The organism is Bacillus sp. Bos-x628 (assembly GCF_040500475.1).
GTDB lineage: Bacteria > Bacillota > Bacilli > Bacillales > Bacillaceae > Bacillus > Bacillus maqinnsis.
In genome coordinates, this window is sequence record NZ_CP159358.1 from 2964635 (window position 1) to 2981132 (window position 16498).

The 16498-nt window shown below is 47.1% G+C and carries 19 protein-coding genes and 1 tRNA gene; 19 read left to right on the forward strand and 1 reads right to left on the reverse strand.

The annotated features are described in order from the left end of the window. Nucleotides 1-136 precede the first annotated feature (136 nt). From ABVJ71_RS15345 to ABVJ71_RS15360, 4 genes are all read left to right on the forward strand, one after another. Nucleotides 137-304, forward strand: coding sequence for a hypothetical protein (locus ABVJ71_RS15345; RefSeq protein WP_353854795.1), 168 nt, complete (start codon nt 137-139; stop codon nt 302-304). Nucleotides 305-703: 399 nt separating this feature from the next. Further along, nucleotides 704-925: a hypothetical protein gene (locus tag ABVJ71_RS15350; RefSeq protein WP_353854796.1), complete on the forward strand. Its 222-nt coding sequence runs from the start codon at nt 704-706 to the stop codon at nt 923-925. A 284-nt stretch (nt 926-1209) separates the two neighbouring features. After that, a tRNA-OTHER gene (locus tag ABVJ71_RS15355) sits at nt 1210-1281 on the forward strand. 56 nt (nt 1282-1337) lie between these two features. After that, a complete protein-coding gene (locus ABVJ71_RS15360) occupies nt 1338-1886 on the forward strand; it encodes a hypothetical protein (protein ID WP_353854797.1) in 549 nt (182 codons plus the stop codon). Nucleotides 1887-1903: 17 nt separating this feature from the next. Here ABVJ71_RS15360 and ABVJ71_RS15365 read toward each other — a convergent pair whose 3' ends face one another. Beyond that, entirely contained in the window at nt 1904-2449 is a 546-nt protein-coding gene (locus ABVJ71_RS15365; protein WP_353854798.1) for a tyrosine-type recombinase/integrase, read from the reverse strand. A 103-nt stretch (nt 2450-2552) separates the two neighbouring features. On the opposite strand from ABVJ71_RS15365, the gene terL reads away from it, so the two are divergent. The 15 genes from terL (at nt 2553) to ABVJ71_RS15440 (ending at nt 16493) form a co-directional block, all read left to right on the forward strand. Continuing rightward, entirely contained in the window at nt 2553-4319 is a 1767-nt protein-coding gene (gene terL, locus ABVJ71_RS15370; protein WP_353854799.1) for a phage terminase large subunit, read from the forward strand. Nucleotides 4320-4336: 17 nt separating this feature from the next. Continuing rightward, nucleotides 4337-4762 carry a phBC6A51 family helix-turn-helix protein gene (locus ABVJ71_RS15375; RefSeq protein ID WP_353854800.1) on the forward strand — a complete coding sequence of 142 codons (426 nt, stop codon included), beginning with the start codon at nt 4337-4339 and terminating at the stop codon, nt 4760-4762. Between the two features lie 3 nt (nt 4763-4765). Continuing rightward, complete coding sequence (locus ABVJ71_RS15380; RefSeq protein ID WP_353854801.1) at nt 4766-6370, forward strand: phage portal protein; 1605 nt, start codon at nt 4766-4768, stop codon at nt 6368-6370. After that, entirely contained in the window at nt 6370-7200 is an 831-nt protein-coding gene (locus tag ABVJ71_RS15385) for a phage minor capsid protein (RefSeq protein ID WP_353854802.1), read from the forward strand. Before ABVJ71_RS15380 ends, ABVJ71_RS15385 begins: the two co-directional genes overlap by 1 nt. 63 nt (nt 7201-7263) lie before the next feature. Then, nucleotides 7264-7947 (forward strand): Clp protease ClpB, encoded by a 684-nt coding sequence (locus ABVJ71_RS15390; protein WP_353854803.1) that lies wholly within the window; start codon nt 7264-7266, stop codon nt 7945-7947. A gap of 53 nt (nt 7948-8000) precedes the next feature. Beyond that, nucleotides 8001-9092, forward strand: a complete 1092-nt coding sequence (locus ABVJ71_RS15395; protein ID WP_353854804.1) for a DUF5309 family protein — start codon at nt 8001-8003, stop codon at nt 9090-9092. Nucleotides 9093-9375: 283 nt separating this feature from the next. Continuing rightward, nucleotides 9376-9771: a hypothetical protein gene (locus ABVJ71_RS15400; RefSeq protein WP_353854805.1), complete on the forward strand. Its 396-nt coding sequence runs from the start codon at nt 9376-9378 to the stop codon at nt 9769-9771. Beyond that, nucleotides 9772-10107, forward strand: a complete 336-nt coding sequence (locus ABVJ71_RS15405; protein ID WP_353854806.1) for a hypothetical protein — start codon at nt 9772-9774, stop codon at nt 10105-10107. It abuts the gene before it with no gap. Continuing rightward, nucleotides 10104-10514, forward strand: a complete 411-nt coding sequence (locus ABVJ71_RS15410; protein ID WP_353854807.1) for a hypothetical protein — start codon at nt 10104-10106, stop codon at nt 10512-10514. Before ABVJ71_RS15405 ends, ABVJ71_RS15410 begins: the two co-directional genes overlap by 4 nt. Next, nucleotides 10514-10888: a minor capsid protein gene (locus ABVJ71_RS15415; RefSeq protein WP_353854808.1), complete on the forward strand. Its 375-nt coding sequence runs from the start codon at nt 10514-10516 to the stop codon at nt 10886-10888. Before ABVJ71_RS15410 ends, ABVJ71_RS15415 begins: the two co-directional genes overlap by 1 nt. A gap of 40 nt (nt 10889-10928) precedes the next feature. After that, complete coding sequence (locus tag ABVJ71_RS15420; protein ID WP_353854809.1) at nt 10929-11471, forward strand: hypothetical protein; 543 nt, start codon at nt 10929-10931, stop codon at nt 11469-11471. 55 nt (nt 11472-11526) lie between these two features. Continuing rightward, nucleotides 11527-11910, forward strand: a complete 384-nt coding sequence (locus tag ABVJ71_RS15425) for a hypothetical protein (protein ID WP_353854810.1) — start codon at nt 11527-11529, stop codon at nt 11908-11910. Between the two features lie 98 nt (nt 11911-12008). Beyond that, on the forward strand, nt 12009-12224 hold the full coding sequence (locus tag ABVJ71_RS15430) for a hypothetical protein (protein WP_353854811.1): 216 nt from the start codon (nt 12009-12011) through the stop codon (nt 12222-12224). 21 nt (nt 12225-12245) lie between these two features. Continuing rightward, the gene (locus ABVJ71_RS15435) at nt 12246-15050 is read left to right on the forward strand and encodes a phage tail tape measure protein (protein WP_353854812.1); all 2805 of its coding nucleotides are present in this window, start codon (nt 12246-12248) and stop codon (nt 15048-15050) included. A 15-nt stretch (nt 15051-15065) separates the two neighbouring features. Further along, complete coding sequence (locus ABVJ71_RS15440; protein ID WP_353854813.1) at nt 15066-16493, forward strand: glucosaminidase domain-containing protein; 1428 nt, start codon at nt 15066-15068, stop codon at nt 16491-16493. The last annotated feature ends 5 nt before the right edge of the window (nt 16494-16498 follow it).

Sequence of the window (16498 nt, forward strand, 5' to 3'; positions counted from 1 at the left end):
GAATAAAACTTGCGCACAATTTTTTAAACTCGGGGTGTTAATCGTCTGGCCCTACGTAGTTAAACGTTAATCATCCGAAAATGATCGGAAGGGCTAGAGGATTAATACGCTAATTAAACGGAGAGGAGGCGTTCTTATGAAGCGCTATAAAATCGTTCCATCAGACGTGAGTTTTAAACTACCGTATCGATTCGATTTTGACCGAATGAAATATATCGTTGGTAACGCAACTTGTCGAACGGCTTCGGATGCTTTGTTTATATGGAGTATGCGTTTAATAACGCGGAGAGGTGTACGTACATGACCACGCTACCTAATTTCGTCACTTGCGACGGATGCAACCAACGGACCGCCGTCGTATTAAAAGAACGCGCCGTCCGAAAAGGCGTCGTTGAGACGTACTTTGACTGTATCGTGTGTGGCGCTCATTATACGGCCGCGATCACGAACAGCGCGTTGAGGGCGAAAATTGAATCGCTTAAGAAGTTGCGGCTAGAGGACGATTCAATTCCGGCTACAATAGACGCGCTTAAAACGGAAATCGACGCCGATATGAAAGTATTGCGGGAACGGTACGGGCTAGCATAACGATTTTAACACGTAAAATTCACGAAATTAGACGTTTTGGTAGCCGACTAGGGTGTTCGTAAGGGTGGACGGTGAAAAGCGCTGATTTCGTGTGATTTCGAAGGAGGTCGATAGGATGCTTATTGATACGAGAGAATCCGGCGTAGTTAAAATCGCAGGAAACGGCGACTTAATTTTAACGAAGGACAGCGTAGCGTTTGACTTGAAAACGGATAAATCGGCTAAAACTGCGTTTCATATCACTAATCACGTGATTTATTGCGTAGGGTCAAACGCAACTTTTTGGCGGAAAGTACGAACGTCTTTAAAAATATTAAAATATATTTTCCGAAAATAAACGGATGCGGTGGCGGAATAGGTAGACGCTTATCATGTGCGAAAGCATAGGAGATTCGGGAGTGAACCCGCTAAAAACTCGTGAGTCAGAAAGCTCGGCTGACATACGAGGTGCAAATCCTCGTCCGCATATACTTACGCAATCAGAACGAGGCTTCCTGTAATTCCACCGGAGGTCTTTTTGTGCTTGCGTCTAGCATTAGAGCCGTAAAGGCATTCGGTTGATGTAAGTGCATTCACCGGCACGCCTCTCGAAGAAGCGGACCACAGCCGTTGTGACAACATAGGGGCGCATGTTCCAAGGTGGCGATACGGTCTCCAAAACCGCGTGGGCAGGTTCGATTCCTGTCGCCCCTGTAAAAAGCGTGTTGTTTCGTGTAGCACGCTTTAAAAACGAAAAGGAGATGACGTGAATGGCGGATAACAAACGCGAATCAGTCGGAAATTTAAACGTAAAGGTGAACGTAGATGTTGCGGAAGCTATTAAAGGGCTCAAGGCGGTACAGCGCGAGGTAAAAGAGACGGTGAGGTCATTAGCGGTACTGCGTGGTAAAGGTGAAGAAAAAACGCCTACTATCGGCAAGTATAACGAGTATATCAAACGGATAGAAGACGTAGTCGGCTACAGAGCGGGCGAGAGAGCGATGACCAACGATATTATTTATCGCGCATACGAAACTAAGTATGCAGGTCCGTTACTGTTCAGGAGAGGCGCCGGAGTGACTACTTCGCTACGGGCGTTAGTCGAAACGTTCGATGACGTTGTGTATATGGAGTACAATGGCGAAATGCATTTTTCCAAAGACTTAAATGGAAAGATCGTCTTTAAAGATCCCGGCATTAAACTGCCGAATTTCGCATCGCCTTTAAGACTGATCGAGCTAGAGTCGGCAGATGACTCCGGAGGAATAACGCGGGTAATTAACGATGTATCAAGTACGACTGCGTATATAGTCAGATAAATAAAAAGCACCACGACCTAAATCGCGATGCTCTCGTATGCAATCGAAATCTCGTCGGCTGTGATACCGATATATTTTAGCGTATCTTTCTCGGAAGAATGCCCAAGAATTTCCATGATACGGTCGACTGCGATACCCATCTCGTAAAGACGATATCCAAACGTCTTACGCAACGTATGAGTGCCGATATTACCGATCTTATGGGCGATTTCAGCACGCTCGGCGGCTTCGTTTAGAATACGGTAGGCTTGAACGCGGCTGATCGGCTTGGCGCCCTTGCGGCTTGCAAATACGTAGTCGTCGTCAGCACCTTCGAGTTCATTGACGAGCTTTTTGACGGCGGTCGAGAACGTAATGACACGTGTCTTGTTGCGCTTTGCTTCGGTTATTTTAAGAGACGTTTGACCTCGAAGATCGCCGACCTTAAGCGAAAGTAAATCGGAAATACGAAGTCCAAAGGCCGTTCCTAGCTGTAATAACAGACGGTCGCGCCCCGGTTTAAGGGCGTTTTTTAATTTATTGAAATCGCGTTTACTTTTGATCGGGTATACTTCGTTAGCCATACGTCTTCACTCCCAATGTACTCTAAATATTTTTAAGTTACATTCATTATACGATAACGAATGCGGCAAGTCAACGTCAAAAGAACGAAAGGAGGGCGATAATTTGGCGTATATAAACGGCGAATTTTTAGAACGTGAAGAAAGACAAGCGCGCATTGAGGCGGTCACTGAACGGCTAAAGAAACTACGTGATATTATCCAAGCAGGTAAGCATACCGAATATCATGTCGATTTGATGCGCAAAGATCGCGACGAATTGATCAAGTTAAAGCGGGTACATCGCGCCGAAACCGATATGTTGTATTTCTTCTACGAATATTTTTCGGAAGCGCGAAATCCCGGGAACCCCGATAACCTCGTACCGACGACCGACGTGGATATGGAGGCTGCGCCGGACTTTCACCGCAAACTATCGTCCATCCTTGACTCGGTATCTAATCGGAATAAGACGGCTCGTATTGCGTGGGCGGCTTCGAGGGGGCACGCCAAGTCAGCGTATTTGTCGAACGCATTTCCGGTGCATGAGATCGTATATAAAAAGCGGCGCATGATCTTGATTATTTCGGAGACAAACGCCGGCTCGATCAAGTTTATTAAATGGGTCGCGGGTCAGCTTAAGTATAATCAAAAATTGCGAGAGGATTTTGGCGAAGTCTTGTACGAGCAGAAGACGCGTAACGAGAAGGATTCCGAAACGGCTTTTATCACAACGACCGGAATCAAAATGGAAGCGACGTCGCTCGGAACGCAAATTCGTGGTTTCCGTAACGGTTCACAGAGACCGGATTTAATATTGCTAGACGACTTGGAGTCACTTGACTCGAACAACACGCCTGAATTACGACAAAAGGCGAAGGATTGGCTTAACCAAGACCTTATGCCAGCGGGCGACCCTACGAAAACAGCGTTCATTTTTATGGGTACGCTTGTACACTTCGACAGTTTGCTGAACTACGTATTGAGAGAGCGTCGCGATTTTATCAAGAACAGTTTTCCGGCGATCATTAAGCCGCCAAAACGAACCGACCTTTGGGCGGAATTTGAACGTATTTATAAAGACTACGAGCCTAGTGACGAAGAAATAAAAGAAATGATGGAAGCTGAATCAGAAAACAAGATGGCCACACCTAATGCACAGGCGGCACTCCGTTTCTACGAAGAACACAAAGAGGAAATGGACGAAGGTGCTGAAGTCTTATGGCCGGGGAGATTTCCGTTGCCTGCGCTAATCATAGAAAAGGCCAACATTACAAATAAAGCATTTAACACGGAATATATGAATAACCCAATCGACGAGGACTCGCAGATATTTAAGCCGGAGTCCTTTTCTTATTGGACGGATTTCAAACCGAATCACAAAGATTATGCGATTTATATGGGCATTGACTTTGCAATGGGTAAAGAGCGCGGAGACTACTCGGCGATAGTAACGATCGCCAAGCATAAAAAGACCGAAAAGATATACGTCATAGATGCGTTTGGAGAACGTATTCATCCTGACAAATTTTTACGTAAAATCGTCGAAAAGGTTGTTCAGTACCTACCCGATCGCATCGCGGCAGAGTCGCAAATGGCACAAGAGTTCTTCATTGATACGTTGAAACGCGAGTTAGTTATACAAGGATATCCGGCCGCAACGCGTGTGACTAAGATCAATCAGCGATCGCGGAAAGAATTGCGTATCGAGGCGCTCATGCCCCAAATCGAAAAAGGAGAGATCGAATTTCACCGATCACAGACGCTTTTACTCGAACAGTTTGAGCGCTACGGCTCTAATTGGCACGACGATTTACCGGATGCCTTAGAAATGGCAGTGAGTGTCAGTAAACGAGCTAAAACGGTGCTTCAAGCGAAGCCAAAGTATATGTAACGAAAGGAGGACGTTAGATGTCGAGATTAAAACAATTAGAGGCGCAACTTTCGTTCGAGAAGCGGAAGGCCGCCCAGCTTTGCGCATTAAATGAGATTATGCCGGAAGGCGGAGAGAAGAAAACACAGACCCAGTTAGCAGAGGAGTTAGGGATGTCGCGGATGGGGTTGTATCGTTGGCGCACACAAGATCCGGTGTTCATTGAATATATGAACTTACTTGCTGACGACATGTTGTCGAGTCATAGATCGGAGGTTTACGGCCAACTACTAAAATTAATCAAAGGCTCTCAACCATCGGTTAAAGCGATTGACTTATTTATGAAACGTTTTGGTTTATTAACCGAGAAACAAGTTATCACCGACAACACGACCGAAAGTCAATCAAGCGCGGATATCTTAAAAGAAGCAGAATTGCTAGATAGCATTTTGGAGGATGATTAAGCGATGGGTTTTACGGACTTATTTAAACACCACAACCACGAACCCGACGACGGAACACATACGAAGACATACGGCATTATCAGACCCGGCGCGCAGTTTCCTCCGTCAGATTCTATCGAACGATTAGCAAAATATCGGCGCATGAAAAAGCTATTTGAAGGACGCCCGCGAGACGTCTACGAACGGGCAACCGAGTTATTAAAAGAATCGCCCCAAGCGGAGCAATTAAAGAAGTTATATATTGCGGTCAATCTTGCTGACATTCTCGTCACGAAGCCGGCTGATTTACTCGTCGGTGAGCCGGTGCAGTTTGAGAGCGGCCTACCTGACGATAGTGAAGAGCAAAAGGCGCTGAATAGGTACGTTGAGGATAACGATATTAACCAGCTTCTGCACGAAAGTGCGACGGCTAACGGTTTCCGCGGGGATTCGTGGTTCAAGGTTCGATATGGCTACCGTCAAGATTTCACCGAAGTCGAAAAACTCGGATTACCAGTTCCGGTAGATACCGAAATGGAAGCGATCATTGAACACGTTAGCGCCGGAGCAGTATTTCCGGAGTTCAGTGTCGGGAATGTAAAGAAATTAAAAGCGGTCAATATTGCGCAGGTTGAATGGGTTGAGACGGAGAAGACGGAGATCCCGTTTTTAAACGTTGAGCGTCATGTACCTGGCTATATCCTTTATTCGCGCTACCGTTTGTACGAAAACGGCTTGGATACGTCAACAGGAACGCCAATCCCAGTATTTAAGATCGGGAAACGAGTACCAACAGGACGCGAAGAGGATATCGAAGAAACACACTTACCGCATATCCCAGTTTTCCATGTTCCGTACAAGTCGATTGACGACGAGTTCTTCGGAATTGGCGGATTGGAAAAGTTAGAAACGACTTTTGCCGCGATTAATGACCGCCTAGTGCAGATTGATTATATTCTGTGGAAACACAGCGACCCTACAGCGTATGGACCGGAGATACAGGGCGAAGGCGATACGGTTAAATTCGGCGGTGCTTATATTCCGGTAACTAAGGAAGACCATACGCCGGGCTATATGGTATGGCAAGCGCAATTAGACGCTGCATTTAAAGAACTTGATATTCTGTTAAGCCACGTATTTATGATGTCGGAGACGCCGCAGTGGTTGTTCGGAACGACGATGTCCGGTGATAACTCCGGTGGAACCGGAACATCACATACGGACGGAGCGGCAATCAAAGCACGATTCATGCCGATTCTCTCGAAAGTGAAGCGTATTAGAGCGCATTATGATAAAGCAATCCGAGACGCCTTATGGACGTGTATGCTCCTCGAAAAAGCGGTCAGAAGAATCGACATAAAAGAAGCTGTTTATCCGAGAGCTGTTTGGAATGACGGCATACCTCGTAACGAAAAAGAACTTGCGGAAATCATGCAGATTAGAACGGCAGGCAAGCCGACCCTTGACGTTAAGGGCGCAATTAAGGCGATGGATGACGTCGATGACGAAAAAGCGGACGAGATCATTCGCCGCATCGAAGAGGACGAAAAATCAGCAAGCGGCTTCGTAGATTCTTCCCTTTTTAATGAGCAGAAAACGCAAATGCCGGAATCCGAGGACGATGAGTAATGGCGAAAGTACCGGCGCCTAACTACGATTATCAAACGAATCAACTTGCCGGCTATTATCGCACCGCCATTAAAGACATACTCGCAGTACTTGACCGCGTTGATATTTCTGATTTTCGCAGAGCCAATGCGCTCACTACGTTGCAGTCGATCAGCCGCATCCTGTCAGATCTCGACGAAAAGTCAGCGAAATGGGTAAACGAAAATGTACCGTTGGCGGCTAGAGAGGGCGTCATCAATACACTTGTCGCACTCAAAGTCGCAGACACAGTTGCACAAGCGACACTAATCGCAAAGTTTAACGAACTCAACGAAGCAATGGTTGCGGCGGCAATAGCGGACACACAAGCCGATCTATTAGCCGTCACGCAAAACGTTAACCGGAAAACTAAGACTGCGGTTAGGCGGGCAGTCTCCGAATCAATTAAGTACAATATGGCGGCTGGTTCAAACGGTCGCAGGACGATCAGAGACGATATAAAGAAACGTCTAAGAGAGTCAGTAGTAACCGGTATCGTGGACGCAAAAGGGCGTCGGTGGAAACCGGAAGTATACGCCGATATGGTGACACGTACAAAAATGATGCAGACATACCGCGAAGCAACGAGCAATGAAGCCGTTAGTCGCGGCGTTTTGTATGCGCAAATATCATCGCACGGAGCAAAAGACGCTTGTCGAGGGCACGAAGGCGAAATCATAAAATTGACGCCGGAAGCGCCGGGGGATTTTAAGACATACGAGGAGCTACAAGCGACGGGCGAAATATTTCATCCACGGTGCAGACACGTTTATTCTCCGATTAGAGATGTCGGTTTATTGTCCGAACGTTAAGACGTTAAACTAAACGGTTGTTTTATCTAATAGGCGACGGCCTTAAAACGGATGGAGGACGTTATGTTTTTAAAACAATTTATGCCGTTATTTGACGCAGATGATCAAGCAGGAGGCGGGCAAGACGAGCAACAAACGCCGGAACAACCCAAAGATGATCAGCCGAAAAAGATCGAGCTTACGCAAGATGAGCTGGATGCGCTGATTACAAAACGCATCAGTCGCGTTGAATCTAAATACGCAGATTACGGAAAGTTAAAAGAGCGGGTAGAAGCGTTTGAGAAAGCGGAGCAAGAAAAGGCAGATGCAGAACTAACGGAACTTGATCGACTCAAAAAGGAACTCGAAGCTAAATCGGAGACGGAACAGTCGCTGGCGAAACAGATCGAGGAGCTTAAAAAGGCGAGCGACCAAGAAAAAATCACAAACGAATTTATTAAGAAAGCTACGTCGGCAAATATCGCCTATATTGATGATGCACTTCGCTTGGCTGATCTTAGCGGCGTATCTATTGAAGATGGAAAAGTTGTCGGAGTTGATGACGTAGTTAAATCGTTGGCCGAAGAGAAACCGTTCCTTATTGCACAAAAGCCAAAGCCTATCGGTCAAAGTACAAACAGAGCGACAGATACATCGGAAAAAACACCAGAACAGATTATTGCGGCGGCAGAAGAAAAAGCACGTACAAGTGGTCGTATGGAAGATCGTGCTGCGGTAGCAATTTTAAAAAGACAGTTAAGAAAATAAGGCGCCTTTATAAGGTGTCTTTTTTATAAAAACAAATGAGGAGGACATATTTTATGTCACAAATTTTTTCTAAAGATTTAATCGGTAAAACGGAGTCAGTCCAAGATGAATTACTACTTTTAAATCCGCATCAAACACCTTTAATCGCAATGCTTGGATTTTCTAATCCAGTTACGCAAACCGAGCACCAATGGTTTGAGGATGAAATGTTTGCGTACGAAGGGAGTATTACCGAAGCAGCAGAAGCAACGGCGACTAAGCTTAAGGTGTCATCAGTAGAACCATTTCGTGCCGGCCATGTAATTAAACTGGGCGAAGAACTAGCATTAGTTACGGCGGTAAGTAAATCCGCAAAAGAATTGACGGTAGTGCGAGGCTACGCCAATACGACTGCGGCGGCAATTAACGCTAACGATAAAGTCGATGTGCAATTCGTAGAAGGGTCCGAGGGCGCTGATGCGAGACAGGGTCGCTACAAACCACGTAAGCGCGTGTCTAACATTGCGCAAATCTTTGACGAAACTGTTGAAATTTCCGGTACTGCTGCGGCTGTTGCAAATCACGGCATCACAGATTTATACGAATACGAAAAACAGAAAAAACAACTCGAACTAGCTCTTCAAATGGAAAAGGCGTTCATCGGAGGTATTCGTTATGAGAACGGCTTGGTGCGTCAGATGGACGGCATCCGCAGCTTCATTAAAACTAACGTTACTGATCTTGCGGGCCAAGAGCTCTCATTGGAGGCGATCAATGACGCAGTTCAGTCTATCTATACTAAGGGTGGTTTCAAATCCGGTGGTCAGTACGAAATCATCGTGCCAGCTAAGCAAAAACGCATTATTTCTAAGTTCGATGAGACGCTTGTTCGTCTGAATCAAGGTGAGGTAAAACGAGGAACTGTCGTTAACTTCTTGACGACGGATTTTGGCGAGTTCCCAGTATCTATCAACGACAACTTGGCTGCTGACGAAGTGCTTATCGTTGATAAAAACCGTATCGCAATTCGTCCTTTACAGAATCGCGATATGAGCCATGAGTACCTCGGCAAAAAAGGCGACTACTTCCAAGGCATGCTTGTCGGTGAGTACACGCTTGAATTCCTTCAAGAACCGGCTCACGCACGTATCAAAGGCGCTAAGTAATCACGGCCCGCACCCGCGGGCTTTACTTTTTTGATAGAACGGAGGTAATGCGGACTTGGCAACGTATGAGTCACGATTTAAAGAGTTAACGTTTTATGTCGGAGGATTGCCACGAAAGTTTTCAGACGGTGTCTACACGACAACTGATTCGGACGAGATCGAAGTACTAACCACACTCGTTGACGTCGTGTGCACGGCTGAAGACGAGCCAAAATCGGAGGATAAACCGAAACAGGCGTCAGCTAAAAAGCCCGCCCGTAAGTCCTCCGTAAAATAACAGGAGGTGGGGCTATTGGCAATTACGGTCGAAGGCGCAAACGACTACATCAATACGATGTTAGTAGATACCGAGGATTGGCTAGCCGCGGATGAGGCGAAGAAGGAGCGGTTATTGAATCGAGCTTTCGGAACCCTGAAACGCGTTTACCCTAAGTACGTCATACCTGACAAGGCAGTTTACGAGTTTGTTAACGTCTTAGCTATCGCGTACAACGATACTAACCGTCTCAATAAGCACGGTATTTCTTCGTACTCCATTACCGGAGTTGCTGCCTTTAATTATAAGGATACGCTACGCAGTGAGGACGAGGACCTCATACCTAAAGCGTCAATCACAGCTATCGAAGAAGAAAACGGAGTTAATATCGGTGGCAGGCGAATCCGAAGGACGGTGCTGTAAATGGCGATTATACCTATGCGTCAAACAATTACGGTTAAACGCCCATCCGATGAGCTTGACGTTTGGGGAAATCCGGCTGGAGTCGAAGAAATTACGCTTAAATGTCGGATTGACGAGGGGTCTACCGCAGTTAAATCACGCAATAATGGCGTCATTAGATCTGAAGAAGCTGTCGCATCAGCTCGTATAATACTAGACCGCCTAGCCGACGTACGTTATACCGACGTCGTCTCTTTTACGAATGAACTCGGCGAAACTATCGAGAAAAGACCGAAGGAAATCAACGTTAAGAGACATATCGACGGTAAAGCCTTACTGACGGAGGTGTATCTATGAGTTTTACGATTGATGCGAGTAGTTTTATAGCGGGCATTAACAACGCCAGTCATGGGGCAATCGAAGGAGCGGTGCAGGCGTTAGGAGACGCGGGAGATGACCTCGCTAGGGTAGCGCAGAACATAGCGCCAATTGATAAGGGAACGTTACGTGCTAGCGTCAAAAAGAAATTCAAATTAATGCCGAGAAAAGCGTCCGTTGACGTCTCGTTTAGGGCGGTTGAGGACGGATTTAATTACGCCATTTGGACGCATGAGATGGAATATAAGCTAGGCCCGACATCTTCTAGCGCTGGTGGCATTGATGGATATGAAGTCGGTAACAAGTACCTAGAGCGCCCGCTAAGGGGTAACGCCGATAAGTATTTGCGTTGGATTGCGGAAGGTACTAGGAGGGGGCTGACTTAATGCGTGTGGGCGAGCTTATCGGTTTTATAAAGGCGCGGGTCGACGGTACTTATTACGCAAATAAGTTCCCAGTAGATAGTAAAGGCACCGTCATCTCGGTTAAATTAACAGGGGGATTTCCAACGTCTAAATACACCGGCTTAAAACGTCCGTCTTTTCAGTTGCTCGTCCGCGGCGAACCAAGAGACGGTGCTGGGGCGGAAGAAAAAGCGTTTGAGCTTTACGATGCACTTACGAACCTGACTGAAGTACAAGTGGGCGACAGTTCAATCGTTCAGATGCGCTGTACTAACTCGACGCCCTTGTATATAGGCGATGACGAATCAGATCGTCCAATATATTCATTAAATTTTGATTGCGTAGAGCGTCCTTAGGGGCGCTTTTTATTTTGCGCAAAATAAAGGAGGAAAATAGATGGCAGCAGGAAAACGAGGAATTGACGTTCCTATCGGCCCAGCGATCGTGGAATATGGCGAGGGTTCCGATCTAGTTAGGTTTGATATCACTAAAGGCGGTATCGTCTTTAAGGCGGAGACGTCTATCCAAGACACAACGGTCGATCAGTACGGCGACACGCCGGTCAAGTCAACGATGAAGGGGCGCAATGCGGAAGTTACTGTACCTTTTGCGCTACACGACCTAGAAAGGTTAGCCGCGGCAATGCCGAACAGCAAACTCATTAAAGACAGTGCTGACCCAGCAAAAATGAAGCTTGAAGTATCTGGGCAAGCCGGATTTGATATGTTGGCGGCGGCAAAGCCACTTGTCATTAAACCGACGGCACCCGGCACAACGCCAAACGACTACATCACGATTCCACTTGCGGGCGCTATGTCAGACCCGGAATTTACGTACAACTCGGACGATGAGCGTATCGCTAATCTGACGTTTAAAGCATATCCGGACACAGATAACGATGGGCTTCTTTACATCATGGGCGACGAAACGGTGGAATAAAACGGAAGGCATCGCTTGACGGCGGTGTCTTTTTATTTTGAAAGGAGGTTACGCAATGAGCTTATTTGGTATCGGCGCAAAAAAGGTATCAAGCGAACTTACACTCGGCGATAGAACGGTCCAAGTACCGAAGTTAACGCCGGTCAAATGGAAGGAATTATTCGAGGTGGTCGATCGCTTGCCGCATTTATTTTTTACGGTTTTAAGTACGAGCGGGCAGGAAGACTTTGCATCAACGCTAGTTGCGGCGGTTAAGTTGGCGATGGATGAAGTCGCTAAGATTGTCGCTGTGCTTTCTGGTTTGGACGAAGATTACGTACTAGAAAACGTAGGTACTGACGAGATTGTCGACTTTTTGATCGCGGTCGTTGAGAAGAATCGCCTGCAATCCGTAGCAAAAAACCTGCGGAGCCTTCTTCCGAAAGAACCGACGCAGTAAGGCAAGCGGAGGAAGGCGAGTACACAATCGACGACTACTTAATAGATGCGGCGACCCTACTTGGCGTCACACAGCGGCAGATAGAAAACGATTATTACATGGTCGACATTCCGAAATTCTTGCGAGCAAAGACAAAATCTAACGCAATTGAACAACTATCCATGATTTCGGTGCTTGTCGGAACTGAAGGGCGCGCAATGGAAGACCGCGAGTATCAACGTCTTGTAAAAGATCTACGTAAACAAGCCGGCTACGTTGACCGCGAGGAGTTTGACCGCGAAAAGTTCGAGCAATTGCGGAACTTCTTTAAATAACGTAGGAAAGGAGGAAATCTATTGGCGGGTGTATCAGTAGGCGAAATTACAGCGACACTAACGCTACAATCAAGCCAATTCAGCGCCAGCGTAGCGCAAGCTCAAGCACAGATGCAACAGATGGGCAACTCGGCTAAGTCGTTAAGTTCGCAAATGGGCCTTATCCAAAAAGCGTCGTTGGCCGTTGGAGGCGCAGTCGTCGCTGGCATTGGCGTATCAGCAAAGGCGGCCGCAACGTTTGAGCAACAAATGAGCGCTGTAAAGGCGGTATCTGGCGCCACGGCAGGCGAGATGAAAACGTTGACCGACCTCGCAATTAAGCTGGGCGAATCGACGTCTTTTAGTGCGACCGAAACGGCGCAGGCGACCGAGGAGCTAGTAAAAGCGGGCGTTTCGACTAAGGACATCATAAACGGCGGTCTAGCGGGCGCACTTGATCTAGCGGCGGCGGGCAATCTAAACCTCGCAGATGCAGCCGAGATCGCCAGCACGGCGCTAAACGCGTTCAAAGCCGACAGTCTATCGGTATCAAAAGCGGCTGACATACTCGCAGGTGCGGCAAATGCTTCGGCGACAGACGTAGGTGAATTAAAATACGGATTGTCACAAGTATCAGCGGTCGCTTCCGGAATAGGGATGTCGTTTAAAGATACGGCGACGGCACTGGCGGTATTTGCGCAAAACGGTGTAAAAGGGTCGGACGCTGGTACGTCACTTAAAACGATGTTATCGCGATTAGAACCACAGACGAAGGCGCAAAGGGAAGAAATGATGGAGCTCGGTCTTATAACGTCCGACGGTACTAATAAATTCTTTGACCAAGCCGGCTCTCTTAAAGACTTGTCTTCTATTGCGGGCATTCTTCAAAACGCATTTAAAGGACTAACCGATCAGCAACGTCAATCTTCGCTACAGACGCTATTCGGGTCCGATGCGGTTCGTGCTGGTACGGTTTTATATAAAGAGGGCGCTAAGGGAGTCGAAGAAATGGCGGCGGCCATGTCGAAAGTAACTGCGGCAGATACGGCGAAGATAAAACTCGATAACTTCCTCGGTTCCGTCGAAGAATTCAAAGGTGCGCTCGAAACGCTCGGCATTAAGCTTGGAAACGAGTTCTTGCCGCATTTACGAAAAATAGTCGATATAGGAGCCGACTTAGTACGGGCGTTCAGTTCACTTAATCCTAGCGTAGTAGCGACTGGTTTTGCTATGGCGGGTACGTCAGCGGCGATCGCCCTTACGGCTTCGTCTGCGATAAAACTCGGCTTTGCATTACGTGGCTTATTTGCGGCGATGGGTCCGGCGGGTTGGGTTATAACGGGGTTATCAATACTTGGCGGCTTATTGGTCGGAGTTTCGGCGGGCTACAAGGCGATGAATACCGTTAACTTAGAAGCGGCAAACGCAAAGCAGAAAGAAATCGACGGCATTAACAAGACGATCAAAGAATACGACGGCTTGCGGGCGAAAATGAAACTAACGAACGACGAACTCTTGCGATACCTAGACAATAAAGACGCACTTGCAAACGAAAAGGATTCGGCAGCGATCAAGAAGCTGAACGCAGAACAAGACGGGTTACGTAAAAACTCGGGTCTTACGAATAAGGAGTTCGACCGGTTCCTAGAACTTAACGATCTGATCATCAAGAAGTCTCCGGAAACAGAAGCGGCGTTTTCGGCGCAGGGTAATGCCATTGCGAAGAATACAAATGCGCTGAAACGGTTAAGCGATGAAAAGGCGGAAGAGTTAAGTATTGAGTACGAAAAACAAAAAACGATTGCAGAGCGGAATATGGACGGGCAACTACAGAAAGAAAAGCAATTGACGCAAGAGATCAAAGACATAACAGCTCAACGGGCAGAAAAAGAACAGGCTGTTAATAATCAACTCGCTAGGGTGGAGAGTATAGAGAAGAAGATTGCAGCAGCTAAAAAGAACGGAAATCAGGCAGCAGTACAGATGCATCAAGTCACTCTCACCCAAGAGAAACAATCTCTTGAAAACAAACGTAATGAACTAATAAAAAGTACGGAGATACTTCAGAAAAAACGTGCTAGTCTCGCAGAAACACAGAAGGAAATCGGCAAACTTAATGAAGTAAACCAAAAATTAATAAACTTACATCTTCGACAAGTCGGTCTTACTGCGAAACGGGGTCAAGGTGTTAACGTGCTAAACCAAGAGATCATCAAACTTAAAGACGCACGGGCTAACCTAATCAATAACACGACCGAGGCGGATAAAAAGACGCAGGAGTACCGTAACTCGTTAGCGGCAATCAATAAGGAAATCTCACAATTAGAACGGACGAAAAACAAGGTAATCGAAATTACCGGTCAGGCCAGCGCTATGAACGCAGAGCTAAGTAAGGATCTTAGCAAGCGTATCACAGTTATTACAACGGACGTAACGCGTAAAACCGAGCGAGCCGTAAGCCGTGGTCGAGGAAATGAAGGTACTTATCACGTAGGCGGAATCGTCGGCAAACCGGCGGGAAAACTTCACACGGGCGGCATGGCGTCGAAGTTAATCGACCGTCCGATGAGTCACGAAGTTGATATTCGCGCGCTAAGAAACGAGATGGTCTTGACGGAAGCGCAGCAGGCGAATCTATTCCGGATGTTAGATGCGGGTCATACGGCACGTTTAGCTTCGGCAGGCGGCTACAGTCCACAAATGCAAGCCGATCTTTTAGCGATAAGGAGCGCAATTGAGTCGAGTAAAGGTGCAACTATCGTCATGGAATCGGAGGTTATCGGTCGACTTGTTGAGCCGCACGTAAGTAGGCGACAGTTGGACGATATAGACCGCAGCAGTTACTAGGGAGGAGGTGAGCGGTTGAGTAACGCTAGTTTTATCAAGGCAATAGCGCCGGACGCACAGAAAATATACCGAAATTACAACATACTTGCGTCACTTATTATTGCGCAAGGGTGTCTAGAGTCCGGTTATGGTACATCAGGTTTGGCGACGCGGGGTAAGAACTTATTCGGCGTTAAAGGGTCTTACAAAGGTGCATCAATACGTATGTTGACGTGGGAAGTCGTCAACGGTCGAAGCGTTAAGGTGTACGCGGATTTTCGGAAGTACCCGTCGTGGTACGAATCGATGCAGGATTTGGCGAAGCTATACATCAACGGTACGAGTTGGGATCCAAAGCACTACAGAGCGGTCGTAGGCGAGAAGAACTATCGAAAAGCAACGAAAGCCCTCGTTAACGCCGGATATGCAACGGACCCAGCGTATGCGACGAAACTGAATAACATCATTGCGACTCATAACCTGACGAAATACGATACGAAGAAAACGACCGATACTAGCACCGACGTTGACAAACCAGCGCAACCTAAGCCGGAACCATCCGTTGTTGATATAGACGAAAACTTCAATGAAGACGTCTTTTCGCCGGATATTGTTTTCGGGCGATCTTCAGCGATCCCGCGCTCGGACGCAAACTTCCGTATTCAATATCGCAATGGAACGATCATTGATATGGCGAGAGACTTATCGGTATTAGTACGTAGCCTAGTCATATCCGCGCCGTCTCCGAATATCTCATACGAAAACATACCGGGGAAAAACGGTTCTTATCGAACAGGCAAGGATTTCGGAAATCGCCGTATCACAGCCGAATGCACCATGTACGCCGAAGACGCAGCCGACTTCTATTTATTGCGAGATGAAATATACAACGCCCTTTATACGGACTCCGAGTTTTATCTAGTCGCGGAAGGAAATCCGAAAAAACGTTGGCGTGTAGAGTTAAGCGACAGTTTTGATCCGGAAAGAACCGGAAGCATGGCCGATTTCACATTGACGTTCGAGAGCGCGTCACCTTATTGTGAGTCGGTTGGAACAACGCAAGACCCGTTTACTTTTGACGCCAGTCTTTGGCAGTTTGGCGAAAACCTAACGGATACAATACCGACATATAAACACACGACTAAGAGCTTCCGTATTTACAATGCGGGGGCTATTCGTATTGACCCGTTAGAGCTTCCGTTTGTTATCTCGTACAAGGGCGCTTCGTCGAAATTAAAGATTACGAACAAAACGACTGGAGATACGTGGCAGTACACCGGAGATACAACCGCAAAAGAGACGATTGTACTGGACGGGGTCAAGGCGAGAAAAGACGGCGTGAGCATCTTCGGAGATACAAACCGGCAAACGATTCGGTTGGAGCCGGGCTGGAATGAGTTTGTACTGTCGGGAACGAGCGGACCTTTCGAAATAAAATTCGATTTCCGTTTCTATTATTTCTAGGAGGT